The sequence below is a fragment of the Achromobacter sp. CSND-B12 genome (assembly GCF_052906545.1).
The window spans coordinates 4372686-4396009 of the sequence record NZ_JBREGJ010000001.1 but is presented as its reverse complement, the minus strand read 5'-3'; the positions used below and the strand labels follow the sequence as shown (position 1 = coordinate 4396009).

The 23324-nt window shown below is 64.7% G+C and carries 30 protein-coding genes; all 30 read right to left on the bottom strand.

What is annotated here, in order from left to right:
* Positions 1 to 4 precede the first annotated feature (4 nt).
* The 30 genes from ACUTAG_RS20780 to ACUTAG_RS20635 all read right to left on the bottom strand — a co-directional run bounded on the left by ACUTAG_RS20780 (position 5) and on the right by ACUTAG_RS20635 (position 23199).
* Positions 5 to 364 carry a TIGR03745 family integrating conjugative element membrane protein gene (locus tag ACUTAG_RS20780; protein WP_012248080.1) on the bottom strand — a complete coding sequence of 120 codons (360 nt, stop codon included), beginning with the start codon at positions 362 to 364 and terminating at the stop codon, positions 5 to 7.
* A 16-nt stretch (positions 365 to 380) separates the two neighbouring features.
* A complete protein-coding gene (locus tag ACUTAG_RS20775) occupies positions 381 to 614 on the bottom strand; it encodes a TIGR03758 family integrating conjugative element protein (RefSeq protein WP_009459672.1) in 234 nt (77 codons plus the stop codon).
* A complete protein-coding gene (locus ACUTAG_RS20770) occupies positions 611 to 994 on the bottom strand; it encodes an integrative conjugative element protein, RAQPRD family (RefSeq protein WP_446650298.1) in 384 nt (127 codons plus the stop codon). The genes ACUTAG_RS20775 and ACUTAG_RS20770 overlap by 4 nt, the downstream gene beginning before the upstream one ends.
* Positions 995 to 1092: 98 nt before the next feature.
* The gene (locus tag ACUTAG_RS20765) at positions 1093 to 1842 is read right to left on the bottom strand and encodes a TIGR03747 family integrating conjugative element membrane protein (protein WP_023093439.1); all 750 of its coding nucleotides are present in this window, start codon (positions 1840 to 1842) and stop codon (positions 1093 to 1095) included.
* On the bottom strand, positions 1839 to 4028 hold the full coding sequence (gene traD, locus ACUTAG_RS20760; RefSeq protein WP_446650297.1) for a type IV conjugative transfer system coupling protein TraD: 2190 nt from the start codon (positions 4026 to 4028) through the stop codon (positions 1839 to 1841). Before traD ends, ACUTAG_RS20765 begins: the two co-directional genes overlap by 4 nt.
* 4 nt (positions 4029 to 4032) lie before the next feature.
* Entirely contained in the window at positions 4033 to 4572 is a 540-nt protein-coding gene (locus ACUTAG_RS20755; RefSeq protein ID WP_057380501.1) for an integrating conjugative element protein, read from the bottom strand.
* A complete protein-coding gene (locus ACUTAG_RS20750) occupies positions 4569 to 5174 on the bottom strand; it encodes a transglycosylase SLT domain-containing protein (protein ID WP_057380502.1) in 606 nt (201 codons plus the stop codon). Before ACUTAG_RS20750 ends, ACUTAG_RS20755 begins: the two co-directional genes overlap by 4 nt.
* A complete protein-coding gene (locus ACUTAG_RS20745; protein ID WP_057380503.1) occupies positions 5156 to 5881 on the bottom strand; it encodes a TIGR03759 family integrating conjugative element protein in 726 nt (241 codons plus the stop codon). Before ACUTAG_RS20745 ends, ACUTAG_RS20750 begins: the two co-directional genes overlap by 19 nt.
* A gap of 14 nt (positions 5882 to 5895) precedes the next feature.
* On the bottom strand, positions 5896 to 6537 hold the full coding sequence (locus ACUTAG_RS20740; RefSeq protein WP_057380504.1) for a hypothetical protein: 642 nt from the start codon (positions 6535 to 6537) through the stop codon (positions 5896 to 5898).
* Positions 6534 to 7133 (bottom strand): PFGI-1 class ICE element type IV pilus protein PilL2, encoded by a 600-nt coding sequence (gene pilL2, locus ACUTAG_RS20735; RefSeq protein ID WP_057380505.1) that lies wholly within the window; start codon positions 7131 to 7133, stop codon positions 6534 to 6536. The genes ACUTAG_RS20740 and pilL2 overlap by 4 nt, the downstream gene beginning before the upstream one ends.
* A 160-nt stretch (positions 7134 to 7293) precedes the next feature.
* Positions 7294 to 7776, bottom strand: a complete 483-nt coding sequence (locus ACUTAG_RS20730) for a hypothetical protein (protein WP_446650296.1) — start codon at positions 7774 to 7776, stop codon at positions 7294 to 7296.
* 112 nt (positions 7777 to 7888) lie between these two features.
* The gene (locus tag ACUTAG_RS20725; RefSeq protein ID WP_446650295.1) at positions 7889 to 10168 is read right to left on the bottom strand and encodes a helicase-related protein; all 2280 of its coding nucleotides are present in this window, start codon (positions 10166 to 10168) and stop codon (positions 7889 to 7891) included.
* A 135-nt stretch (positions 10169 to 10303) separates the two neighbouring features.
* The gene (locus tag ACUTAG_RS20720) at positions 10304 to 10609 is read right to left on the bottom strand and encodes a hypothetical protein (protein ID WP_023093452.1); all 306 of its coding nucleotides are present in this window, start codon (positions 10607 to 10609) and stop codon (positions 10304 to 10306) included.
* Between the two features lie 90 nt (positions 10610 to 10699).
* Positions 10700 to 11020 carry a hypothetical protein gene (locus tag ACUTAG_RS20715; RefSeq protein WP_057380508.1) on the bottom strand — a complete coding sequence of 107 codons (321 nt, stop codon included), beginning with the start codon at positions 11018 to 11020 and terminating at the stop codon, positions 10700 to 10702.
* Between the two features lie 50 nt (positions 11021 to 11070).
* Positions 11071 to 12204 (bottom strand): DUF6094 domain-containing protein, encoded by a 1134-nt coding sequence (locus tag ACUTAG_RS20710; protein WP_267462693.1) that lies wholly within the window; start codon positions 12202 to 12204, stop codon positions 11071 to 11073.
* 40 nt (positions 12205 to 12244) lie between these two features.
* Positions 12245 to 12892: a hypothetical protein gene (locus ACUTAG_RS20705; RefSeq protein WP_446650294.1), complete on the bottom strand. Its 648-nt coding sequence runs from the start codon at positions 12890 to 12892 to the stop codon at positions 12245 to 12247.
* Positions 12893 to 12965: 73 nt separating this feature from the next.
* Positions 12966 to 13226 (bottom strand): hypothetical protein, encoded by a 261-nt coding sequence (locus tag ACUTAG_RS20700; protein ID WP_003050326.1) that lies wholly within the window; start codon positions 13224 to 13226, stop codon positions 12966 to 12968.
* Positions 13227 to 13242: 16 nt separating this feature from the next.
* The gene (locus ACUTAG_RS20695) at positions 13243 to 13650 is read right to left on the bottom strand and encodes a hypothetical protein (protein ID WP_057380510.1); all 408 of its coding nucleotides are present in this window, start codon (positions 13648 to 13650) and stop codon (positions 13243 to 13245) included.
* A 102-nt stretch (positions 13651 to 13752) separates the two neighbouring features.
* The gene (locus ACUTAG_RS20690) at positions 13753 to 14079 is read right to left on the bottom strand and encodes a hypothetical protein (RefSeq protein ID WP_023093457.1); all 327 of its coding nucleotides are present in this window, start codon (positions 14077 to 14079) and stop codon (positions 13753 to 13755) included.
* A 94-nt stretch (positions 14080 to 14173) separates the two neighbouring features.
* The gene (locus tag ACUTAG_RS20685; protein ID WP_057380511.1) at positions 14174 to 14866 is read right to left on the bottom strand and encodes a DUF3275 family protein; all 693 of its coding nucleotides are present in this window, start codon (positions 14864 to 14866) and stop codon (positions 14174 to 14176) included.
* A gap of 57 nt (positions 14867 to 14923) precedes the next feature.
* Positions 14924 to 15841, bottom strand: coding sequence for a DUF3577 domain-containing protein (locus tag ACUTAG_RS20680; RefSeq protein ID WP_023093459.1), 918 nt, complete (start codon positions 15839 to 15841; stop codon positions 14924 to 14926).
* Between the two features lie 366 nt (positions 15842 to 16207).
* Positions 16208 to 16561, bottom strand: a complete 354-nt coding sequence (locus tag ACUTAG_RS20675) for a DUF3085 domain-containing protein (protein WP_049231617.1) — start codon at positions 16559 to 16561, stop codon at positions 16208 to 16210.
* A gap of 123 nt (positions 16562 to 16684) precedes the next feature.
* Positions 16685 to 17497 (bottom strand): GTPase, encoded by an 813-nt coding sequence (locus ACUTAG_RS20670; protein ID WP_446650293.1) that lies wholly within the window; start codon positions 17495 to 17497, stop codon positions 16685 to 16687.
* A 283-nt stretch (positions 17498 to 17780) separates the two neighbouring features.
* Positions 17781 to 18059 carry a hypothetical protein gene (locus tag ACUTAG_RS20665; protein ID WP_057380513.1) on the bottom strand — a complete coding sequence of 93 codons (279 nt, stop codon included), beginning with the start codon at positions 18057 to 18059 and terminating at the stop codon, positions 17781 to 17783.
* Between the two features lie 96 nt (positions 18060 to 18155).
* On the bottom strand, positions 18156 to 18893 hold the full coding sequence (locus ACUTAG_RS20660) for a DUF5983 family protein (protein ID WP_057380514.1): 738 nt from the start codon (positions 18891 to 18893) through the stop codon (positions 18156 to 18158).
* An 80-nt stretch (positions 18894 to 18973) separates the two neighbouring features.
* Positions 18974 to 19660 (bottom strand): hypothetical protein, encoded by a 687-nt coding sequence (locus tag ACUTAG_RS20655; protein WP_182964925.1) that lies wholly within the window; start codon positions 19658 to 19660, stop codon positions 18974 to 18976.
* 174 nt (positions 19661 to 19834) lie between these two features.
* Positions 19835 to 20227 (bottom strand): hypothetical protein, encoded by a 393-nt coding sequence (locus ACUTAG_RS20650; RefSeq protein ID WP_057380516.1) that lies wholly within the window; start codon positions 20225 to 20227, stop codon positions 19835 to 19837.
* A 21-nt stretch (positions 20228 to 20248) separates the two neighbouring features.
* Complete coding sequence (locus tag ACUTAG_RS20645; RefSeq protein ID WP_057380517.1) at positions 20249 to 20461, bottom strand: hypothetical protein; 213 nt, start codon at positions 20459 to 20461, stop codon at positions 20249 to 20251.
* Between the two features lie 329 nt (positions 20462 to 20790).
* Complete coding sequence (locus tag ACUTAG_RS20640) at positions 20791 to 21348, bottom strand: hypothetical protein (protein WP_057380518.1); 558 nt, start codon at positions 21346 to 21348, stop codon at positions 20791 to 20793.
* A 243-nt stretch (positions 21349 to 21591) separates the two neighbouring features.
* Positions 21592 to 23199: a DNA cytosine methyltransferase gene (locus tag ACUTAG_RS20635; protein ID WP_057380519.1), complete on the bottom strand. Its 1608-nt coding sequence runs from the start codon at positions 23197 to 23199 to the stop codon at positions 21592 to 21594.
* Between the last annotated feature and the right edge of the window lie 125 nt (positions 23200 to 23324).

Here is a 23324-nt window from a genome sequence, read left to right as displayed (position 1 = left end):
TCGCTTACAGGATGCCGGTGGCTTCGGTGAGCAGCCAGATGCCGATCACGAGCAGGACGGCGCCGATGGCGACCGTGAGGCCGAACTGGCCCCACGTCTTGCGGCCGGTGTGGATTTCCGCGTAGGTCCCGTAGGCGTGGTAGCAGACGCCGATGAACATCGACGCCACGACCAGGAGGGCAACGAGCATGATGATGTCGTAGCCGTAGTTCCTGATCGTTTCCATGATGCCGTTGCCCGTGCCGCGGGTCGGGTTCTCCAACTGCGGCAGACCCTGCGCGAACGACAGCGCAGGCAGCGCAGCGGCGCCCAGGGCCACGGCGGCGCGCTGGGCAAGACGGGAAGTGAGGATGCGGTTTTGCATGGTCATGCCTTTCAGGTCAGGAGAGGAGGAAGAAAGTCAGGACGAGGTACATCGCGACGAATCGGATGCAGACGCCGAGGAACTGGCGTTGGTTGAGGCGGCTCTCGGACCACCCCACGTAGGCCGTTCGCATGGCCCAGACGCCCCAGACGAGCAGGACCGCGAACACGACGCCGACCAGGACGGTCGCCATCGCTGAAGGTGCGATGCCGCTGTTGGCTTGAAATGCCGAGACCTGGGCGCCGTTCATGGCTTGCCCTCCGCGGTCGTCGGCGGTGATGGCGGGACGACCCGCTCCGTGCGGTAGTCGCCGGTCAATTCGGACGGGTCGCGCGGCTGGGCGCGCGACGGTGTGAGATGGGCCTGGATGCCGGCGCGCACGCGCGCCAGGTCAGCCAGCAGCCTCGGGTAGTCGAAGTGGTAGCGCTCGCCCGGCTGGATGGGGGCATGCGCGGCGCTGTCGGCGACCGTGCGCTCCAGCGCGTCGAGTTGGCGCAGCGCTGCGACCAGCTCCTGACGCTGCGCTGGGGACTCGGCCAACGCCATCGAGGACTGGCCCAACACAAGGACCGTCACGAGAAAAGTGGGCACGCCGCGATGCGCGGCGCGCAGCCAGATCGGAGCCAACATCGCGCCATTCCTGTGTGATCAGCAATGGCTAGATCGTGGAGATCAGCGCTGTTTCAGGCCGCAAACAATAGGAACCTGCGGATGACCGGATTGATCGGCTAGAGGTACTTCTTGAAGCTGCCCGCAGTCAGGCTCACGGCCAGTCCCAGCAAGGCGGCGCTCGGCAACAGGATCAGCAATGGATGCACCGAGATCGGCAGTGCCAGGTACGTGATCCACGGCAGCACGGCCAGGGGCATAAGGCTGGCTTTCGCGCGGTGGTAGATGAACCCGGATTCGCGGCCCGCGCCGAACCTGCGCACGTCGCGTCGCACCAGACCATCAATCAGACCGACGAAAGCGGCCGTGAAGATCAGCGGCAGCGTGAGCACCAGGACCAGCAGGCGCACTAGGAAGGTCAGCGTCGTGAAGGCCGCGGCGATCAGGTAGCTCTCGGCCCAGACATAGACTTGGCTGATGTAGTAGCGGAAGTTGCGCGCCTGCTCGTGGCTGGGCGCGCGGACGCGCTCGGCGGTCTGGCTCATGCGCGCCAGCAGCCCGGAGCGAACAAACACCCATTCGTAGCCTGTATCCACCAACTCGTGCGCTGTGCGCCCCGGCTCCTGCACGACCACGCTGCGCGTGAAGTGGCTGGACAGGTGTCCAAGCTCGTACTGCAACATCTGCTGGGAATGGCGCCAGCCCTGGTCCTTCCAGAACAGGTGCATGCCGACGCACTCCACCACGATCGAGAACAGCAGCGAGCCGATCAGCACTCCAAGCAAGCGAAACGGCAAGGTGACGGTGCCGACGATCAGGCCCTGGCGCTGGTTCTGCTCCCGCTGCGCGGTCGATGCGGCGTCCTTCATGGCGCGGCCTCGTCGGCATTGTGGTCGGTGGCGGTGGCCACCGCAGCAGACTCGGCTGGAGCCGCATCATCCAGCAGGTCATCGGGCAAGGCCGCATTCTGCAAGGTCGGGGAACTGGTGAACTCCCACCACTGCGTAGCCTCGCTGTAGCTCTGGCGCATGTACCCCGCCAGTTGTTGCAGGTCCGCCGGCATCACTTCATCCGGGTCTGGTATCGGCAGCGGCATGCGAACCTTCCAAAGCTGGCCGCCCTGCAGCAGCGCGAAGCACTGGCCTTTGGGCAGGCCGACTACGTGCGATGGCTCGATCATCGGCACGCTGGACATGCTGATGCGGTCCTGGGTGTTCGACGTGAAATCCGTCGCGCCGCGGATGTCCGAACTGTCGGTTGCCCCTGAGACGATGGTAGTGGTATAGACCTCGACCTTCGGCAACTGCCGCGTCAGCAGTTCGGCGGTGGCCGTCTCGCGCACGCGCAGCATGAACAGGTTGTTGAAGTTGCCGATCACCTGGCCAGCTTTCGCGCGGTTGCCGATGCGGGCCTCGATGTCCGAGAGGGTCTGCGTGTACGCGGTGACTTGCAGCCCGGCGCCGCCGCCTTTGTTGATAAGCGGCACGAATTCGTCACCCATGAGTTCATTGAATTCGTCCGCATGGACGTTGATCGGCACGCGCGCGCCAGCAGAGGCGTCCGGCAGGCCATCGTCGATCCCGTGCTTGTAGATATGGCCCGCCACCGAAACCAGGTCGGAGAACATGGAGTTCCCGACCGCTGCGGCAACCTCGGCGTCGGACAGCGCGTCCAGTCCCACATAGACGATGGCGCGCTTCCTGATGACTTGCATCCAATCGAAGATCGGGCGCGGGTCGGCCAGGTCGGAATAGTTCGGTGCCAGGAGCTGCGCGATCTTGCCGCTGGTGAGCTTTTCCAACAACGGCAGCAATGACGCGACGATCTTGTCGAAGTAGGTCTTGTCGTACCGAACTGCCGAGCGCAGTCCGTCGAGCACCGGGTCGTAGTTGCGCGCCTGGGAGAGATACTGCTCCAGCGCAACCACGCGCTTCTCGCGCCCGATCATGTTGCGCGGAATGTTCTTCTCGTTGAGCTTGGCCTCGATCTGGACGATCACCTCCCAGGCCTTGGGCTCAGTCTTGGCGAAGTAGTGCTGGGCGTACTCGATAAACAGCGCGTCGATGTTGATGACGTGCCGCTGGATCAGCATGTAGTCCGGGCGCTGTCCCAGTTCCACTAGGGCACGGGCAATGATGTTGACGAAGCGCCACGCGAACTCCCTGAAGGCCGCGCTATTGCCTTCACCGGAGAGTTGCCCTGCGATACGGGTGGCGACTTCCGAGATGCGACCGAATCGGCCCACCGCGTTGTAGCGGGCGCTGATCTCCGGCCAGCCCAAGTGGAAGATGTAAAACTCGCCTTCACGGCCCGCGCGCTTGGCCTCGACATACATGCGCTTCAAGAGGTCCGCATCCCCTTTGGGGTCGATGACGATCACGACTTCGTGCTCGCCGGCAGCGCTCTTGCGGCGGATGTCCTGGGTCACGAACAACTCGGCCAGTCGCGTCTTGCCCACGCGCGTGGTGCCCAGCACCAGCGAGTGCCCGACACGCTCGCCGAGCGGTAGGCTGACGTCCACCTCGTCCGGTTCGATGCCGTGCAGGCGTGGCAGGCCGCCCACAGGCGGAAGCGGACGCACCGGGTTGAAAGGCACATCCCAGCCCGTGAGCGCGGACAGCCGGGATAGCGGGAACGGCGCGAACTCCAGCCGCTCCTCCAGTCGCCGTGCCAGCCGGTAGGCAGGCGTCGACTCGACGTATCGGCGGAACTCCGGCCGGTACGTCTGCATCAGCCTATGGGTGTGTTTTTGTTCCCACAGGAACCCGCGCCCGATGAAAAGCCGCTGCTGGCTGACGGGCACGTCCTTGCTCGTCATCACGTAGCGCGACAGGCGGCGGATGTTGCGTCGGTAGCGAAGGATCACGCGGGCATCGCGGTAGCGGATCGCGCCATAGGCGCCGAACGCCAAGGCGCTGCCGACGCCCATGGCCGGGCTCAGCGCGAGCGACCATGGGGCCACCAGGGACAGAAACGCGGCGCCTGCACACGCTGCGACGGTGTATAGCTCCACCGCTGGGCGTAGCAGAACCTCGACCGGCTGTTTCCCCGACATGGCTTCATTGCTCGATGCCGGTGGCCGTGATCAGCGCCGGGTAGTGCCGCAGGCCCAGGCGATCGGCCAGGTCGTCTCCGGCTACGGGCGCGAGTGGCACGCCCGGCACCAGGGCACGCAGCCGTGCCAGGCCCTGCGCGGTCTCGACGTTGACCACCAAGCCGACCGCGCCGCGTTCGCGCAAAGCAACGCTTCGGCGCTGCAACCAGGCCCGGGAGGCGTCGTCGTCGCCGATGACCACGAACGGCCGCAGGCCGGGCGCTTCGATCACGCGCCGCGCGACGGTGCCGGGCGTGAGCTTGGCGCTGCGCACCGGCAGCATCGCTGCCTCGTCCGCGGGTGTGGCGGGAACCTGTGGTGTCGGAATGGGCGGCCGGGCCGGGACATCGGCGCGCGGCTGGAGGTTGAGGGCCTCGTAGTACGGCAGCGCCGACGTGCCACCGCGATCTTCGACCACGATCAGCGGACCGCCGGCACGCGATGCCAGCGGCAGACCTGCCAGCAGCACAAGCAGGCCCCGCAGGGCCAGATGGGATTTCGTCATGGGGAAGTCTCCTGGCGCGCGGCGAACACCGCGGCGTTTGGACGTGCGCCCTGCACACGCGCGAGATGGCGCGACACGCTGCGCCGGTAGCGGGCGGCGGGCTCGCCGCCCGCAGGACGGTGGTAGCGGCCGATCGCGAGCAGCCAGTCTTCGCCGGACGTGTGCTGCTCGTTCAGGATTTCAGCGGCGATGGCGAGGTTGCGATACGGGTCCAGCAGGTCACATGCGCTGGTGAAGCGGTGCTTGTGGTAGCCGAGGTTGATCTGGCCCAGGCCTGCATCGATGCGCGTGTGGGGCGTGGCGCGCATTGCCTGTTGCAAGCCCGAGCAGGCATCGGCGCGCGTGGCGAAGCGGCGCGACTGGCCGGCGACATTGAGGGACCACGGCCACGGGACGATGCGCCCGTTGCGTCGAACTCCGCTCTCCTGCAAGGCCACGGCGTAGAGCACGGTCGAGGGGATGCCCGCCCGCTGGGCGGCGAGCTGGTAGGCAGGTGGCGGAATCTCCTGGGCATGGACGGCGCAGGCGCACAGGCCGGTAGCGAGCACCAGTGCGCGCAAGAGCTGCGAGACGGAGGTGGCCGCTACGGCTGGCGCTGCCATTGGCCGTTCACCTCGCGCACAGCCGCGGGCAAGTCACCGGGCAGGCCCAGCGACAGCCAGCGGCCGCCGTCGTGGTTGAGGGTAATGCTGCCGCTGCGCACGCGCGCCGGGTCGATCTGCGCGCGCTTGGCCCAGTCGCGGATGCGTGCGTCGTCCTGGCGGCTGCCCACCATATACAGGTCGAACTCGGCACCCGAGGATTGCAGCCGCTGCACGAGCTGCCCACAGGCCGCGCAGCCGTCCTTGACGAACACCGCCACGCGACCGCTGCCGCGCGCGGTGCCGGTGCCCGGCCCGTCGTCGGGCAGGTTTACGCGCTGCATACCAGGGTTCAGGCGCTGCCAGGCTTCGTCGTAGGCACGTTGGTAGGCGAGCAGCTTCTCGACGCGGCGTGCCTCGACTTGCACCTGCAGCTCTGCATAGCGCCGCCGTTCTTCGTCGGTGCGTGCCTCGATGCCTAGGGCAGACAGCGGGTCCAGGTTGGGCGAGTAGATGCCCAGCGGCCCATCCATCAGCTCGCGGTAGCGCGCCCATTCCTGGGGTTGGAGGCCCCAGTTGCTTGCTACTCGGTCGTCCAGGACGCGGGCGGCCGTCGGGCGCTCCTGGCTCTGCGCATTGCGGGCGGGAGCTGTGGCTGGCTGCTGCGCCCACGCGGGCCACTGGACTGAAGCCAGCAGGAGTGCGGAAAGGATGATCGACGGCTTCATGTCGTGTGCTCCGATCAGGGAATCGCCACGCGACGGGTCTGGTCGCCGGCTTGGAACACCGCGGCGCTGCCATCGATTGCCTGCAAGCGCCATGGACCGACCGCATCACCGGGCAGCAGCACCTGAAGCTGGTCGGGCGTAAAGTTCCCACTGCTCGGCACGACGGACACGCTGAGCTGGCCGGCGCGCAGTTCGGCGCCGACGATGCGGAACGGCAGTGGCGGCGGTTCAGGCTTGGCGGCGGGCTTGCTCGATGTGCGCGGCTGGGTGGGTGTTGCTGCACGCGCAGCGGTCTGGCGCGTCTTGATCTGCTCGATCTCCGCGCGCAGCGCCTGAAGGTCGTCGGCGGCTGCGTAGCTGCTCAATGTTTTCTCAACCAGGGAAGCGCGTGCTTCCAGGATTTGGCGGATGTCTTTGAGGTCCGCCGCCGTTGCGACAGGCGGACGCTGCTGGATGGTTCCGATGGTCTCAGCCAGGGCCACCGTCTGCGCTTCGAGGCGTTGCAAACGGGAGTCGAGCCGTTTCTCGTCGGCCTGGTCGCTCATCGCCTGGTAGCCGAGGGCCACGATGACGCTGAGACCGAGCAGCCAGAGCCAGAGCAGGCTTTGCACCACCACGGCGACAGCCGGGCGCCGCGAAGATTGGGGAGTGTTCATGGCTGACCGCCTGGAATGGAGGGCATCAGTGGGAAGGTCTGCACCGCATCGGCGGCGGCCGGTTCGGGCATTGGTTCGATGGCCATGCTGTCGCCGGGCCGCTCGAAGCAAATCTGTCGTGCGCGGTCATCCGCGTGCAGTTCCCAGGCCGGACCAGCCAGGGTGAGCAGCGCGTCGCGCAGAGTCATGGGACCGAGATGCAGGTGCGCCGCCGGCAGCGGCAGCGCATACAACTCGATCACGGCATGTGCCGTTTGACACAGGCTGTAGCCGCTGCGTTTGAGCACATGCCGCAGCCCATCGCCGACCGTGACGCGGGCATCCGCCGGCATCGAAACATCGATGGTCTGCAACAGCAGGTCGCGCTGCGCCGCCGTGGGGGCCAGCTCGACCAACGTGTAGCGCCCGTAGCGCACAACGGGGATGTACTCGGGCGCTTCGGGTTCGGGCGCGGTCGAGACTTCCTCGAAGGCATCGGGTGCGTGCGGCGCAGTCGTTGTCGCGCAGCCGCCAGCCAGTACCGACCAAAGCAGGCCGAGAAATCCCGTCAGCAGGCGGCGTTCGGGATGGTGAAACCAGGGTGGAGAGGGGCACATGGCGCGTCGTCCTGAAACATCGAGCCCTCACCATCGCCGCTCGGGTCACGAGCAGCAGCAAACAATGCGAACCAGGCAGCGCCCGATTTCCCGACAGCCTCACTCCAAAGAAAAAGGCCCCCGAAGGGGCCAGTGAAAGCGCAGATCGGACCCTGCCGAATCAATCCAGAGCCAGTTTCAAGCCGGGATCGACCTGTGCCAGTTGGGCATGCGCCCAGCAGCGCACGAGCTGGCCGTTCTCGCCGAGCGGCCGGTCCGCTACCGTCGCCGAGTACTCGTCGGTGTCGCTGGTGTCGTAGCAGACGACCTTGATCTCGCCGGTGTCGCAGCGGATCGAGTGGATCTGGCCGTCGGTCATATCGACCACGACGACCTGCGGGACAAGGCCCAGTTCGCGGGCGGCCGACAGGATGGAGCCATATTCGGCAGCATCGAAGCAGATGAACGGCCCTTCGTACCGGGCTTCTTCGGCCAGATCCTTGGCTTTGTAGTAGTGGGCGCCCTGATCGTATTCCTCCTGGGTGGTTCTGACCTTGAAGACCGGTATGTCGGGGGTGCCGGAAGCATCGACGCAGGCGACAGCGACTTGCATCTCGATCTCGCCGCCGTCGGCGGGTTCGATCGAAGGGGTGTTGGTGTTCATGGAAATCTCCTTGAAATGAAAATGCGTAGCCATGCCCGCGAAGAACACGGGCATGGCTACGAGGTAGGAACAACAAAAAGCCGGCGGCACTAGGCCGGCGATGGCGTGGGGATCAGGCGGCGACCAGTTGCCGGGCCAGTGCGACCTCGACGGAATCACCGTCCTGGTTGAGCACATCCAGCCCCGATTCGGGCACGTCGCCCGAGGTGGACTGCGAGACCATGATCTTCTTGGCCATCAGCTCTAGGCAGGTCATCTGCGAGGAACCGGCGTAGCCGAGGTAGATCACGCGCACGGACAGCTTCTGCCCGATGCGCCAGGAGCGGCGTGCCGCCTGCTGCAGCGAGTACACGTTGTAGCCCGACTGCATGAACACGATCGTCGGAAACTCCAACAGGTCCAGTCCCGTTTTAACCAGCTCGGGGTTGGTGATGAGCACATCGATGCCACGGTCCAGTTGCTCGGCGATCCAGTCCTCGCGGCGGCTGGCATCCACGCTTGCGCGCAGCACCGCCACTTTGAAGCCTTCCTGCTCCAACAACACCTTCAGGCGCGACGTGGTGTCGCGCGTGCCGGTATAGACCGTATAGGCCAGGACCTTGCGGCCCTGCGCCTTCTCCTCTTTGCAGATGTCGATAAGCTCGCGCTCCTTGGGACTGATCTCGAACTCGTTGAACTGAGCCGGGACGAACGCCAAGGTGTTGCGCGTGCGCGGATGCACCACGGTCTCCGACCGGAAGCAGCAATCTGGCCAGGCCAGCAGCACGTTGAGCACCACACCCAGCAAAGTCGTATCGCGTCGTGCAAGAGCCTGTTTCAGCTCCGCGGTCAGCCGACCCGCCAGATCGCGGTAGGCCGCGGCTTGCGCCGTGTCCATCGCGACTTCTCGGAACTCCTCGTCATACGGCGGCAGGACGTTGCCGCCGATGTCCTTGAGCTTGAGGAAGATCGTGAACGGCAGGATGCAGCGCAAGACGCCCTTGGGGCCGAAGCCCGGGGCCTTGACCGTGCGCACCGATACCTTGGTGCCCTTGGCCGTCTTGTGCGCCGTGCCGGTGCTCTCGGAGTAGATGTCCTTCAAGACTCCGTGATCGCGCATGAACGCCATCGCGGCCGAGGTCATGCTGCCGCTCGTGGTCGGGCGGTAGCCGTCTTCGATCATCCGCCCCGGAAGGGCTCGGAACAGCAGGTAGAACAGGTCGTCCCCGTAGCCGCCCATCAGCGTGCCAGTCAGCAGCAAGGTCTTGCGAGCCTTCGCCGCCAGCACGCCCATGGCCTGGCCTTGGGCACTGCCGCCGTTCTTGTACTCGTGCGCCTCGTCGGCGATGAGCAGGTCGAACGTGCCTTGCGGCAGGTAGCGTTTGATGAACTCGGACGGCTGGTAGCCGCCTTCGCCAAAGCCGAACTCCATGTTGGCCATCGCCCGTTCCATGCGGGTGGCCTGACGGTCGGAAAACACCAGCTCGCCGTTGCCGTCCATGAGATTGATGAACTCATGGATGTTGTCGCCGAGCATCGAGGCCAGGAAGCCGTCTCCGAACTTCTGCATCAGCTTCTGCGCGGTGACTGCCCCGATGGTCGGGATGCGCTTCAAGGCTTTCAGCACGGCCGAGGACTGGTCGTTGCCGGACAGGCTGCGTGGGCGGATCAGCGTCCACAGGGGCGCTGCGCAATGGCTGCACTTCCTGCGGTACTCCTCGGCTTCGAGCGCGACCGGGTTGACCGGCTCGCCGTCGAGGTCGGTGATGACCGTGCCGCAGTCCGGGCAGGCCGCCACGTCGCCGTGGCGGGTGCGCCGCTGGGTGAAGACAGGCTTCCAGTGGAACCCCATCCGCATCCTGACGCGCCCCAGGACAAAGAACTCCTGGCCGGTCGGCTGCACACCCAACTGCTCGCGCAGCTTGATGAGCTTGACCAAGGTATCGGGGCCGTTGAGCACCCAGACCTTCGCGCCCGCTACTGTCTCCTGGATCTCGCGCCGCCACTTGTAAACAAGGTGCGGGGGCGAGAGAACCAAGGTCCGGCGGTAGCCTTCGGCGTTGAGCACAGCGGCCGTGGCGATGCCGACGGTCGTCTTGCCGCAGCCCATCTCGCCATTGACGATCGCGGCGCGCTCGCCACGGTCAATCAGCAGCTCGGCGGCGGCGTGGACGACTTCGGCCTGGGCCTGGAACAGCTTGCGCTTGAGGCTGGCGACGATGAGCTGGCGATGTGCTTGCGGTTGGCCGGTATAGACCGGCGGGTTGGCGCTGTTGAGGGCGTCGAGCAGTTCGTCGCCGAACTCGCCGACGAAATCCTGAAGGCTCAGGGTCAGAGGGGAAGATTCCGCGTCTAGCAGTTCGCCCTGTACGGGCGCGGCTTCAGCGGCATTGGTTTCGAGATCGAGGGACATGGTGATGCTCCAAAGAAAAAGGGGCATGCACCACCCCCAGCGGGGCAGTGGCATGCCCCGTGGTGGGAAGTAAATCGACGCGTGGCCGACGGTGGTTGAAGGTGCTGGCCTGGGTGGCCAGCGGCTGAACCGTGATCAGTCCTCGGACGGCAGAACGATGACGGTGGCGTGGCGCTCCGCGTCGGTAACGATGCGAATGGCCAGCCCCGGATGGATCACGTAGTGCGATGCCAGCGATGCGCCTGATTGAAGCGCGGTGCTGTTGGCCTGCCATTGCTGGACGTTGACGTCGCCCCAGTCGCCACGGGTGTGGCGCCTGAAGTACGGGATCGGGTCGAGGCGACCCGAGCGGACCAGGCGGTCAATGCCTTTGCTGAAGATAAGCGCCCCGATGGGGAACGCCAGGCTCTGACAGTAGGTTTCGATGCGATGTGATGCCATGGGCTCCTCCTTGATGAGTCATTGAGCCACGACACCCCTGTCGGAGTGAAGTGGCTCCGTCAGGAGAATGAGGATGACGATGTGGGGACGTCAGATCAGGTCCCGCTCTTCGGGAAGCTGGATCACCGTGGTCTCGTGGTCCTCGCTGGTCTTGACGATCAGCGCCAGATCCGGCGTGATCCTGAACTGCGAGATCATCAGGTTGTCCTGTTGGATCGCCACGTCGTTGGCTTGGCGTGTGGCCTCATCGATCTCGCCCCAGTCCCCGCGCACATGGCGCTGGACATAGGCTAAGGGGTCGATCAGGCCTCTTCGGGCCAGCCAATGCACCTTCTCGCTCAACTTCAACGTACTCGGTGCGAACAACGGTTGCTTGCGCGGCGCCGGCCGCTTGAACGGATTGGGGAACATGGTGTTTCTCCTTCGATGTGGTACAGCAGGACGGCAGCGCGTCCGGTGGATCAGCGGATGGTCAGCACCTCGCCCCGTGTCGCGGAGCCAGGCGTCATGTCCCATGCGCGGATGACGGGCACAAACTTGTCGGTGAGGATGCGGGTCTCGGCGATGGAGCCGTCTTCGCGTTCGGTGAATTCCCGCTGGAGCGTCTTGTCCTTGTGGGTGTCACCTTTGACGACGAGCACGCGGCCCGTCTGGGAGCGCACAACGCCGGAGATCGCGCCCGCGGCCAAGGCCAGGGCGAGATGCCAGTGGGACAAGGCCCGCGCCGGTGGACGCAGCGACTGCTGCGCGGCCCCCAGGTGCGTGTCCAGCGACGGCCAGAGGCCTTGCAGCCTGCCAACCTCGTCGGCGAACTGCTCGGGCTCCATCGTCACGCGGAAGAAATGCTCCGGCTCGGCCGGACTGGCGGGGACGATGTACGGCAGGAACGGCCAATCGCTCGGCAGCTCCTCGGCTTCGACTTCGCCAAGCCCAACCTGCAGCAGCAGATTGCGCACGGCCTTGACGCCATCGGGGGCCTGCTCGCGCTGGCGCACCCTTCGGCCAAAGATCACCACCTGCTTGAACTGCGTTTCCACCGCTCGGTAGATCCGCAGATCGGTGTAGTGGCGTGTCAGCCAACCAACCAGCTCCGCGTCGAGCACGTAGCCGGGGACGATGAAGACCAGCACGCCGCCGTACTGCAGCAGCGACAGCGAACGCTGATAGAACAGCTTTTCGAGGCGGGCACGTCCCTGACCTTGATAGCCGATGTTGCCGTTGACGTCCTTGGACAGGTCGCCATACGGCGGGTTGAGCCAGAGCAGCCCGAAGGACTGTTTGGAGACCATCGTGTCCATCAGATCCGCGTGCAGGCAGTGATCGACCAGACCTCGGGCATGGCGTGCCCGCTCCGCGTCGAACTCGACGGCGAACGCCTTGGCCTGCTCGCGCCCGAGGGCATGGGCGGCTTCGGCGATTGCCACGCCTTCGCCGGCGCAGGGATCGAGGATGCACATCGGCCCGTCGCTGGGCATTAGTGCGTTGAGGGCTCTTTCGAGCGTGGGTTCGTCGGTCGGGTAGTACCCGTTCTTGGCGAAATTGCGGGCGAGCCGCGGGAACATGAGGGCCATGGAAGTCTCCTTGTTGGCGGGGATGAAACACGGAAGCACGCCAAGGCGTGCCTCCGTGGGTGGGTCAGGCCGCTACCACTTCCGGCGTCCAGATCTTGGCCGGGTATGGATAGGCGGCGAGCACGTCACTGCGGATCAGGGAACCCAGCGCCAAGGTCAGCGCCGGCACGTCGATGGCGAGCCGATGGCCTTCCAGCGGCCCGAGGGCGAACGGAAGGCGGGCCAGCATCTCGCGGCTTTGCAGCAGTTCCAGCACGGTCTCGCGCCAGTGGTCGAGCAGCGGCAACGGGCAGGTGTCCCGCACCAGCATCCACAGGCGGTCAAGCCGGTGGGCACTGTCGCGTGGCAGCAATGCCAATGCGCTGGCGTTGGCCTTGTCGGGCTTGACGCAGCGCCGGTCGAACAGCCACACGTTGGACAGCGAACCGAACAGCGTTCGCCGGTAAGCGCGGGTCATGCGCTTTTCCAGGCGATCGACGTTGCCGACGAACACCGGGACGCTGCCGCCCTGGTCGGTGATGATGTGGAACTGGTCCAGTCCCTGCTCGTCGCGCCCGAGGGTCAGGCGAGCAAGGAACTGCTGGACGGCGGTGTCGCGCGCCCAGATGGACAGGAAGATCAGGTTGCCCTGGTCATCGCCGACACAGGCGTCGGCCATCACGTCCGGGCATTCGTCGATGCGGTACAGCGTGGAAGAAGTGTTTGCGGGCATGGTGGTGTCCTCGGATGAACGGGAACAGCACCGCCCCCTGGGGCAAGTACTGCCCCAGTGGGAAGAAAATCGCTCAGTCCGGCTCGAACTGCCGGGTGTGCGGGTTGAAGTGAAGCGCCTCGTCCACCGCCGTGATCGGCGTGAAGCCGTCCAGGTAGATGTTGTTGAGGTACTGGTCGCGGTAGGTCAGTGCCTGCCGTGCCTGTTCCTCGGTGAGGCCGTTGCTGATGAAGTACTCCAGCATCTCCTCGTCGGAGGACACTTCGTCGTTGGACAAACTTCCTTCAACGAGTGCCAGCAGCGAGGGTGAGAGCGCAGCCAGGATCGGGTCCATGTTGGTTCCTCCTGGCTCAGGCCATCAGCGTCGCGGCGGGAGCAGTGACAGCCGTGGGTGTGCGTCGCCGTGCGTGGTAGGCGCGAACGCCTGCACGCCAGTCGGCGGACTGCTCCGGTGCGAGGTTCAGATAGGACAGCGGGCACGAGTAGTAGTACGGGTGCATGGACTCTTCCAGCGGCTTGTAGCCCCACTGGTTGCCGCTGCGTTCCAGCAGATCGCAGCGGATGTAGCGCAGGGACTGGCCCGGCGCGAGATCACGATGCACACCCTCGACCTTGGCGGTCGTTTCGACCACGGACCACAGCACGTTGCCGCGCAGTGCGTGAGCGATGACCTTCGCGCTGACGCGCTCGGTCTGCTGCGGTGCGATCAGTTCCGCGATCAGTTCAGACCGCGATTGGGGAGAGAAATACCAGCCCATGAGAGGCCTCCTGGAAAAAGTAGAGTCGGAGGCCGCCCGCAGGGGGAGAACCCCCGACGGGTGGTGAAAAGCCGATCAAGCGGCGATTACGTGTGCCGGACCTCAGTAGTCCGAATCGCAACCGGCCGGGCAATAACCCAGTTCGATTCCGTGCGAGCAATAGCCGTGTTCAGCGTTCCAGTCCTGGGCTTCCTGCCTTTCGGCCGGTGTCGCGTAGTCCCATTCCTGTGCGATCTGCAGCGCTTGTGCGCGTTGGTCTTCGGGCAGTCGAGCAACTTGCTCGTCGATCGCCGAACTGAAGCGTTCGACGTAGTAGTCGTGAGACAGTCCGCACCCCTTGGTGGCTTGTGCGGCTTCCGTCTCGCAGAGAGCCCGCCAAGCGGGTTCATCCAGAGCGGAGCGAGGGGAATCGCAAGCGATGGTGGACATGATGGAGACCTCCAAAAAGGAGCCGAGGCCTCCCCCGCATGGGGAAGGAACCCCGGCGGGTGGATGAAGGACACCGCGGATGCGGCGCCCATGGTCACGCAGGTTGCAGTTCGGCCTGGCGGCTCCACTCCTGCGTCTTGAAGTCCAGCGCGTAGCCCAGTTCGCCCAGGCGGGCGATCTGCGCGCGCAGGGCGCGGCGGTCGATGGTCGAATCCAGCTTCACGGACTCGCCCAGCGGCCACAACAGGCCGAACAGTGCGGCGTCGCCATCCTCGGTGCTGCCGGGGGCAGCAGCCGTAGCAGGCGGCGGCGCGTCCACGCCGAAGGGCGTGGTATCGATCAGCGGGTCCGCGGAGGCCTGCACGGGTGCAGATTTGGCGAACCTGGATGCCTTGGCGGCCTTGACCGGCGTTGCCGCAGGCGGCGGCCCTTGCTCTTCATCGAGCGGATCGACTTCCTGCGGGGCGAAGCTATGTGCTTCGGCCTTGCTCAGCTTGTCGATGCCGAAAAGTGTCATGCCGTCCAGGTTGGCGCGCATCTCGAAACGCATGCTGCCGTCGCTGATCGGATAGCCTTTGAGGAAGATGTAGCGGAGGACGAATTCCCCTTGGTACTTGCCCTCGGGGTACTGCTCCAGTTCGGCATCTTTTATCGTGAACTTGCCGAGTTGGCATTCGAGCTTGCCAACGTTGAACTTTCCGTTGCGGCCGTGAATGGTGCGCAGCGCGAGCTGGCCCGGGACGATGATGGGCGTGGCCGATTTCTCGGGTGCCGATGTGACTGCCATGATGCTTCTCCTTGAGAAATAGGAAAAAGGCAAGGCCCCGTGAGGGGCCATGCCGGATCAGAACGAAGCAGCCAATGCCGGCTCCTGCTCCTCGACTTCACCTGCGGGCTCGCGCTCGGCGGACTCGGCAGGCTGCTCGGCAGCGGTGTCGGCAGCGTCCTCGGCTTCGGGCGCGGATGCGTCCTGGGCCTGCGGTGCCTCGGCTTGCGCCTGGCTCGTGGGATAGACCTGGGTGCCATCGATCTTGATCAGACCGATGTGGACCAGCGTCGATTCCAGACTCGCGGCCGGTTCCCCGGCGTGCTCGCCCTTGGTGCGGATGTACGGATCGATCTTCATGTCGTTCAGACGGAAGGCGACCAGCACTTTGCGATCCGCTTCGATGGCCTGCACGCACCGGCGAACCAGGTGCTCGGCTTCAGGGGTGGCGACGATCGTGTCGAAATACCGATACTCCGGTTCATCGACAGGGCCGGTCAGCGCTGCGATGCAGCACGACAGGAAGGGATCACCGTCTTTGGGAGTGACGTCCTTCGGGCGGCTGAGGTAGCCGATGCCGCGGGTGATCAGCTCGTGCTGCTTGATCGAGGCCAGTTCGGCCCGGTCAATCAGTTCGGTCTTGAGCAGCCGGGCCTTGAGAGACCCGCCTACTTCGCCCTTGCGTTCACCCTTGTCGCGGATGAAGGGATCGGCGCGCAGATCGCCAGTGCGGAAGCGCACCAGTGGGCGCTGCTTGGGATCGTCAACGCCGATGTAGCGCTGGACGAGCTTCTTGGCCTCGGCACCCGAGACTTTGACGTCGAAGTAGCGGTAGCTGGGGTCCCTGGCAGGGCCGACCAGCGCGGCGATGGTGCATGCCAGGAAAGGCTGCGCTCGGCGGCCGCCCCTGACGGGCACTTCACGGACACGCTGGATGTAGCCGATGCCCGAAGTGTGGAGGTCGAAATACGATTTCTCGTTTGAAGTGGTGTTCATGGTGAATCTCCATAGGGATGAAGCGGAGACACACCAGCCCACGCATGCGGGGAGAGGTGCGTAACCCCGCGGTGGGTTGATAAGGCGAAAGCATCCGCCACCAGAGACTGGTGGCCGCTCGCGAAGGGATGCTGTGCGAGCTGGCACGGTCACGCAGTGGGAACTGCGCTGCAACCTCGAAGACCGATGGTTGCCTGGCATGTCGCTGACGACGTCAGCAGGCATGGGGTCAGCATGGCCGGGCCTCGCGCGTGCGACAGCAATCAATCGGCATCCGGGCGCTTCCCATTTTTTCCAGGCTGCCCAGTTCCGCCCAAAAAGAAGCCCCCAAAATGGGGGCTTCAAAGGGTATGCGGACATTTTTGACTACGCCGATTCCACCGCCGCCAGTGACAGATGCGTAGCGGTGGCGGACAGCTCCAGATCATCTGAGCTTTGCAGAATGCGAGTGAAAACGCTGTCTTTCGGGTCGAAGAACTCGCCGAAGTCGTCGCCTCCAAGTTCGGCGCGTGCCAGTTCCCACCAGTCATCGAACGGGTCGGTATCCGGGTTGCAGCCGACGGCATAGGCCAGCAGCTTCACGCGGCCATCGGGGCGGCGCTCTCCGCGCTCGGCGAGGAAGTACACGCCCTGGTCCTTGGCCAGGGCGACGCGGCATTGGTTGGCGATGGCCTCGGCAAGCACGGGGCGCAGGTCGGAGCCTCTGAATCGCAGTGACATGGTTGAAATCTCCTGTATGGATGAAGAAAAAGCCCTCCACCCAAACGGATGGAAGGCTTGTGGGGCAGTCGCCGGTAGGCTATGGACTGGTCAGTCGTGCCGCTGGGCTTCCTGTCTGGCATGTCAGGCTGGAACCGCCTGACGTCGCCGAGGAGCTTTGGCGTCGATCACGCTGACGTCGATCAGGCGCCAGCTCCCGTCGTCGATGAGCCGCTCTAGCACGTCACCGAGCATGTCGAAATACACCTCGTCGTGCCGATCGATCAATTCACCGTCGCGATGCAGCTCCACCACGTAGGTGTCGCCGCCACGGTCGTAGAGGATCGTCACCTGACCCTCGAACTTGGTGGTTGAAACCGTGAAGCTGATCGCCGGCGGGGTCTCGATGATCTTGGAGGGCTTGGGATCGACCCAGACGAAGTCGCGGGCACCTGCATCGACCAGCATGTGGGTGATGCACCGGAACCCGTCGGGCGCGGGCATCTCCTCCAACTGCTCGATGAGTTGGCCCAGTTCCATGCACTGCGGCTCGGGAATGGGCAGCTTGGCGGGCGCTTTGCCGAGGATATGCCTCGTGATGGTGTAAGGCGTGCCATCCGAAGTCTTCTCGGTGACGACTTCCGGGGTGTCCGCGCGCAGGCCGTCGAAACGTCGCCGGGCGTAGGGTTGGACATGAACCTTGGCGCCCTCGCTCGGGACGGTGGTCACCAGGTTGGGGTCGAGCACCGCGAACTCGCTGGGCTTGAGCTTGACGACGATGGCATCGTCATTCGCCGCGACCACCTTGCCGTCGAAGGGTTGGGGATCGATGGCGAAGCCCAGCGTCGAGGATTGCGGCTGATCATCGAACACGCGGTACTTGAACGACCGCACGTTGCGGGGCACATGGCCTGCGACAAGCGAAGGCATCAGGGTCTTGATGAGAGAGCGATCCATGGGAATCTCCTTGAGAAAGAACAAGGGATTCCCCGTCCACAAGGGAGAGGTCCCTTGTGGGTGGATGGACGCTGTACGTCCGTAGGAAGAATCGACCAGCACGGTGTCCCGCACTTGCAGCCTTGAAGGCCTCGGCTGCCAGGGCATGTGTCGGCAACGCCGACGAACATGGAGCAAGGATGGCTCTGAAATGGGCGGCCTGCCCGCAAGAAATCGCACAGCGTCGCACCCGCTTTCCAGTGCTTCGGACAAGAAAAAGCCCCTCGAAAGGGGCTTGGTTGGGTCAGGCTTCGTACACGAAGTAGTGTTCTCGCTGACGTGGGAAGAAGACATGTTTCCATGTATCGCCGCTGGTGTTGCCACCGTCGAAGACGACCATTTCGTAGTCGTCAATGTCGGTGTCCACCAGTTCGGCGCTGGCGACATGGCGCATGTGCAGCGTGCCGCTCATGCGCTTGAATACCAGGATCTGGCCGATGGCGTCGTCCTGGCCCATGGCATTGACGCAGGAACCGAGCTGGTACTCGAAGTCGGACGTGCTAGGGATGAGGTCGGGTAACATGAGGTTGCTCCTATGAAAATGAACCAGCCCGGCTCCGGGAGGGAGACGGGCTGGTATGGGGAGAACAAAGAGGAAGGATGTTGTGTCGCGTGGCTGCTAGGACTCGGCCAACGGCAGGCCCAACAGCACGGGTGCGTCGGCGTCGAGAATCAGGATGCGCACATCGGCTTGGCCAGCCAGTTCAATGACGTTCGCCAGGTCATCCGGCATACCCTTGCTTCGGTGCTCCTGGCGAAGCTGCTCCGCACTGATCCCCTCGACGTGCTCCAGGTTCTTGTCCGTCCAGGGGGTGGAGATCAGCTTGATGCCGATCGCCGGGCTGTAAGGAACCCGAAACGCGATGAACAGGAATGCCTCCGGCGTGGCGAGGTCTGCCAGGTTGGCGAGGTATTGGCCGGTTTCCTCGCTTATGTGTGCACTGCTGATTTCCCAGCACCGGCTGTAGTAGCCGGTCTCGAAACTCAGGCGCTGCACGACTTCCCGTGCAGCTTCAGCCGAATAGGTGTCGCCGACGTGGACGGGGCGGCCGTCGAAGTCATCGCCATGGATGGCATAGACCACGGCGCCGATTACGCCTTCGCCGCTGACACCTTCACCGGCATCGCATTCGGCCAGCACCTCGGCACTCACGGGTTCGGGACCATTCCTGACCACGGCGAAATCGCTTGTGACGATGCACGAGGATGAAATCAGCTCCTCGTCGGAAAAGTGCTGTTGGCTGGCGTGGATGATTCGCCAGACATGCGGGCTTCCGTCGTCGTAGCCGATGCACAGCGTGCGGACGATTTTCAGATTCCAGTAGCCGCGGAGAAAGGGATTGGGTTTCAGGGACATGGGAACTCTCCAGAATTGAATAATGGAGCCAATCCCCGCCACCGGGAATTGGACCCGGTGGGTTGAAAGTGGAAAATGCGTCAGTCGGCGCTGATCGTTGGCGTCTGGGCCAGCCGTTCGGCGATGCGATGGCGCACATTCAGGCGGAAATGCTCGTCGGTGATGCCGGCAAGCAGGTTGGCGGCCTCCAGCGCGATCAATGCCGAGGCCTCTTCGATGTCGGTGGCCACGATGGTCTTGCGCAGTTGGTCGCCGAGTTGGAGTGCCTGCGAGGACGTTCTGAAGACCTGGGCCTCGCGGCTCAGGTAGCAGCCGTTGCCGCCGAACTCGAACAGCCTCGGTTTGCTGCAATGCCAGCAACCCTCGAACTGGATGGCGGTCAGGTGATGACCGTCATCGAGGCAGGAGGCGATCAGAAACAAGGCTTCCAGGTCGGCGCTGTCCTCGAACTGGTGGTGCTCGATGAGGTTCTCCAGCTCTCCGTCCTGGTCAGCACCGAAGTGCGCGGCCAGCCGTTCAAGCAGAGGTGGAATCGACAGTTCTTCGTCGTCGGGCATGGGGATGCCGAGTTGTGTGGCCAGGTCTTCCAGGCCATCCAGCACATCCGTCCAGCGCGGGTCATTGGTCTCGGCGATCTGGGCGATGTAAGCCTGCCCATTGCCGGGATGGTTTTCATCCAGCGCAAAGGCGCCGAACAGCGCCTTGATGACGGGAGTAACGCGGTCGAGCACGAGAACGCCCGTGCCTTCGTAGTAGTTGTTTGCCATGGTGGCTCCTTTCGGGGAAGTGAGCGGAGCCAGCCCGTGCGGACGATGGCATCCGCGGGAATAGCCCAAGGCCGTTGGCGCCGGGCGATGGGTAAGAAAAATTGAGGGACATGGCCTCATGGGCGCATGTCCCTCACGTGGGATCGAGAGGACAGTGGCGTGCCGGAGACCGGCTCACCAACCGCTGTAGTTCACCAGCAGGTCGGCGATGACCTTGCGGCGTTCCAGGTCGAGACCGTCGAAGTCCGACAGCCCGTCGAAGTGGCAGCGCTTGAGCATGGCGCCGCCCTCGCGCGCGTTGTAGAAGCTGACCATGGCGGACAGGAACATGCGTTCGCCGCTGCTCAGGACGCCGAGGGCATCGTTGAGCCGCAGCATGTCGGGACGCAGATCCCACTTGGTGTTGGCCTGGTTCAGACCTTCACGGGTGCCGTCGCCGAACCATTCGGGGCCAGCGATCTCGACACCGCGCTTCCAGGCCTCGAAGAAGGCTTGGGGCGCGGCAGCGAAATGCTGCTCTTCCCGCATGATCTGATCGACGACTTCCTGTGGCAGAAGTTGATTCATGACGTGATTCCTCCAGTTGGATCAGGGAATGGCGAGCTGGGACCAGCCGCCTCTTTCGAGGGCGCGTTGAGCCGCGGCATAGCTGCGGAAGTACTCGCGGGATTCCCGCGAAACAGGACCTTCGGTATCGCGCGTGCCGATGTAGTGGCCGGCGGCGCTTTGCAGGACTTCGAGCGGCAGGAACTTGCCGCAGTAGGTCGAGGCCAATTGGCCGAAATAGGCTTGCTGGGACATGGACGGGCTCCTTGGAAAAGCGGGGCCTTGTCCCTCACGGGATGGAAGCTCCCGCACGCGGTTGATAAAAAGCATCAGCGTCACAAGGACGCTCATCCGCAGAATTGATGCGATGCGGACTGGTGGGTGACGCGGGAGAGACCCGCGGCAGCCTGGAACCCTGGCTGCTGGCATGTGCTGACGAATCAGCGAACATGCCGGCAGCTTCCTGCGAGGGCCATGCAGCGTCAGTTGGAAAACGGCATCCGACCCAGCCCCGATTGATGTGCGCAGAAAAGAAAAGCCCCGCATCGAGTGCGGGGCTGTCAGGAGGGTGCGTTGACGCTGGCTCAGTTGGGCTTGTCGCCCAGGACATGCTGCTTCCACAGGACGAATGCCTCGTCCGGTTCCAGCTCGGCGAGGATGACGATGGGCTGGTCCTGCCGGGCGCGCAACGCAGCGAAATACGTCTTGCGGTCGGCGATGGCTTTGAGCTTGATGCCCTTGAGAAACTTCAGCTTGCCGTCCTTCACGAACAGCACCCTGTTGCCGACATCTCGATTGAACGCGGTTCGCACCTTACGCTCCGCGCGCATAACGGCGGCCAGCTCATCGACCAGGAAGTCGAGCGTCATGTCGATGTAATGGGGGTCTTCACCCTCTTGGCCGAGATCGAGAGGCGCAGGCGGCAGTTCCTTGGCGAAGGCTTCGGCCTGAGCCAGCAGCGTCGTCTTGCCGTTGAGCGCGCGGAGGAATGTCGAGCCGCCATGCCCGTCGTTGCGGGCCTCGGCGATGGGAGTGCCGTCGAACACGACGGTCGCGGTGAAGCACAGCGTTTCCTCGCTGGCGAAGTCGGCGACCTTGAGGTTCTTCAGCATGATGCGGTCTTGCTTGGTGATGGTGTCCATGGAAAGTCCTGAAATCGACCGGGTGGCGACATGCCCCTGACGGGACGTGGCGACCATCCCGTGGGTTGGAGAAAGGAGGCATCGATGCCCCGGTGGGCAGCGTTCGCCGGTGAGATGCCGAAGCGAACTGACGGGTGGCGTGGGCGGAACCCACGGCAGCCTTGACACCCTGGCTGCGGGCTGCTGCCGATACATCGGCAATGCAGAGACGAGAATGGCGCGGCGCGCAGGCTGCGTCGTCGATCAATCCGAAGCGGTCGAGCCCGTCTTGTGCAGGCACTGCACCAGCCGGTTGCCCAGCCAAGCCATGCATGGGACGGCCATGGAGTTGCCAATCGCCTTGTAGCGCGGAGCGTCAGCGGCAGGCTTGCCGCGATACGGGATCAGCGTGTAGTCGTCGGGCATGCCCTGCAGCCGCTCGCACTCCATCGGCATCAGCCGCCGCACCCGCCATTGCGACCAGTCCGCTGCACCGGGTTCATTCCAGTCGTAGCGGTAGTGCGCCTCGAAGTCGGGGGCCAGCACATGGGGCTTGTCAGCACCGCCGCCGCTGGTACGCAGCGCGGCCGCTACGCTGCCGCCCAGCTCGGCGGCAAGACCCTGCGGCCGTCCCCGGAGGGCAACGCAGGCCACCATCGGCACGCCGTAGCCAGGCTTGCCGTTGGACAGGACGGTGCAAGCTACCTGTCCATGGCCTGACTCGAAGCGTACTTCGCCGCGGTTGTTCTGCGCGAAGGCGATGGCGGGTACGACGCCGGCGTTTGCATGACTGTTGCGATGCCCGCCGGCACGCAGCGTTGGCGTCAGGTCGATCGTGGCATCCGCGCCGCTGCCCTGGGCGGTGAAGGCGATGATCGGCACGCCCTTGCCGGTGCCGTCCTCGCTGCTGCCCTTGCCGTTGTTGGCGGTGTCGAGGGTATGGGCGATGCTGCCGGCGATGGACTGCACCATGAACGTCTCGGTGCGGATGTCGTGCTTGGGACCCGCGGCCATCAGGCATGCAGCAACATCGACGGGGCCGGTGCCGCCGCTGAATCCGAACATCGTCGTGACCTTGCCGTAGGGCTGTGTCAGCCCGGCGAATCCTGCGTATCCGCCTGCTGCTGCAGCACTTGGTTCAGCAGCGCGGGCAGTTTCTTGCCACGGCGCGCGGCCCGCAGAAGAATCCCCGAGCAGGCCTGCGCGCTCAAAAAGTACTTCGGTGGGATCGAGACCATCTCCACCACTTGCCACAAGAAACACGCGCTTGCGGCGTTGGGCGACACCGAAATATTGAGCGTCGAGCACGCGCCAGGCGATGCGGCGGCGGGGTCCAGACACACAACCAGCGTGCGCCCATTTTTCCCCTGGTGGCTGGAGCGCACGGCCTTCTCCGGCCAGTGCCCCCAGGAAATGTCCGAATGCATTGCTGCGGTCGTTGAGGACGCCGGGGACGTTTTCCCAGACGAGCGTTGCCGGCGGGCGGCGGTCTTGGTGGCGGGTTTGGTCGATGGCATTTGCAAGCTCCACATAGGCAAGGGTCAAGGCGCCGCGCGGGTCATCCAGTCCCTGGCGGGCGCCGGCAACGCTGAACGACTGGCATGGCGTGCCGCCGACCAGGATGTCGGGCGCTGGCACGGTGCCGGCGCGCACCTGGCGGGCGATCGCGGTCATGTCGCCCAGGTTGGGCACATGGGGGTAACGGTGAGCGAGCACGGCGCTCGGGAACGGGTCGATCTCGGCGAACCACGCGGCTTCAAGGCCGAGGGGTTGCCAGGCGAGGCTCGCGGCCTCGATGCCGCTGCACACGCTGCCATACAGCAGTGGCGCGGCCTGGGGCGCACCGCGAAGGGTGCAAGGTTGCGGGTTCATGTCGGGTCTCCTGTTCGAGTGGCCCGGGGCGGGCCGGGACGTTGATAGGCAGGAGAAAGGCGCCGAAGGCCTTGCGGCCTTCGGCTCGGGAGGACAGAACCACCCGTGGGCTGGTACAGGCCCGG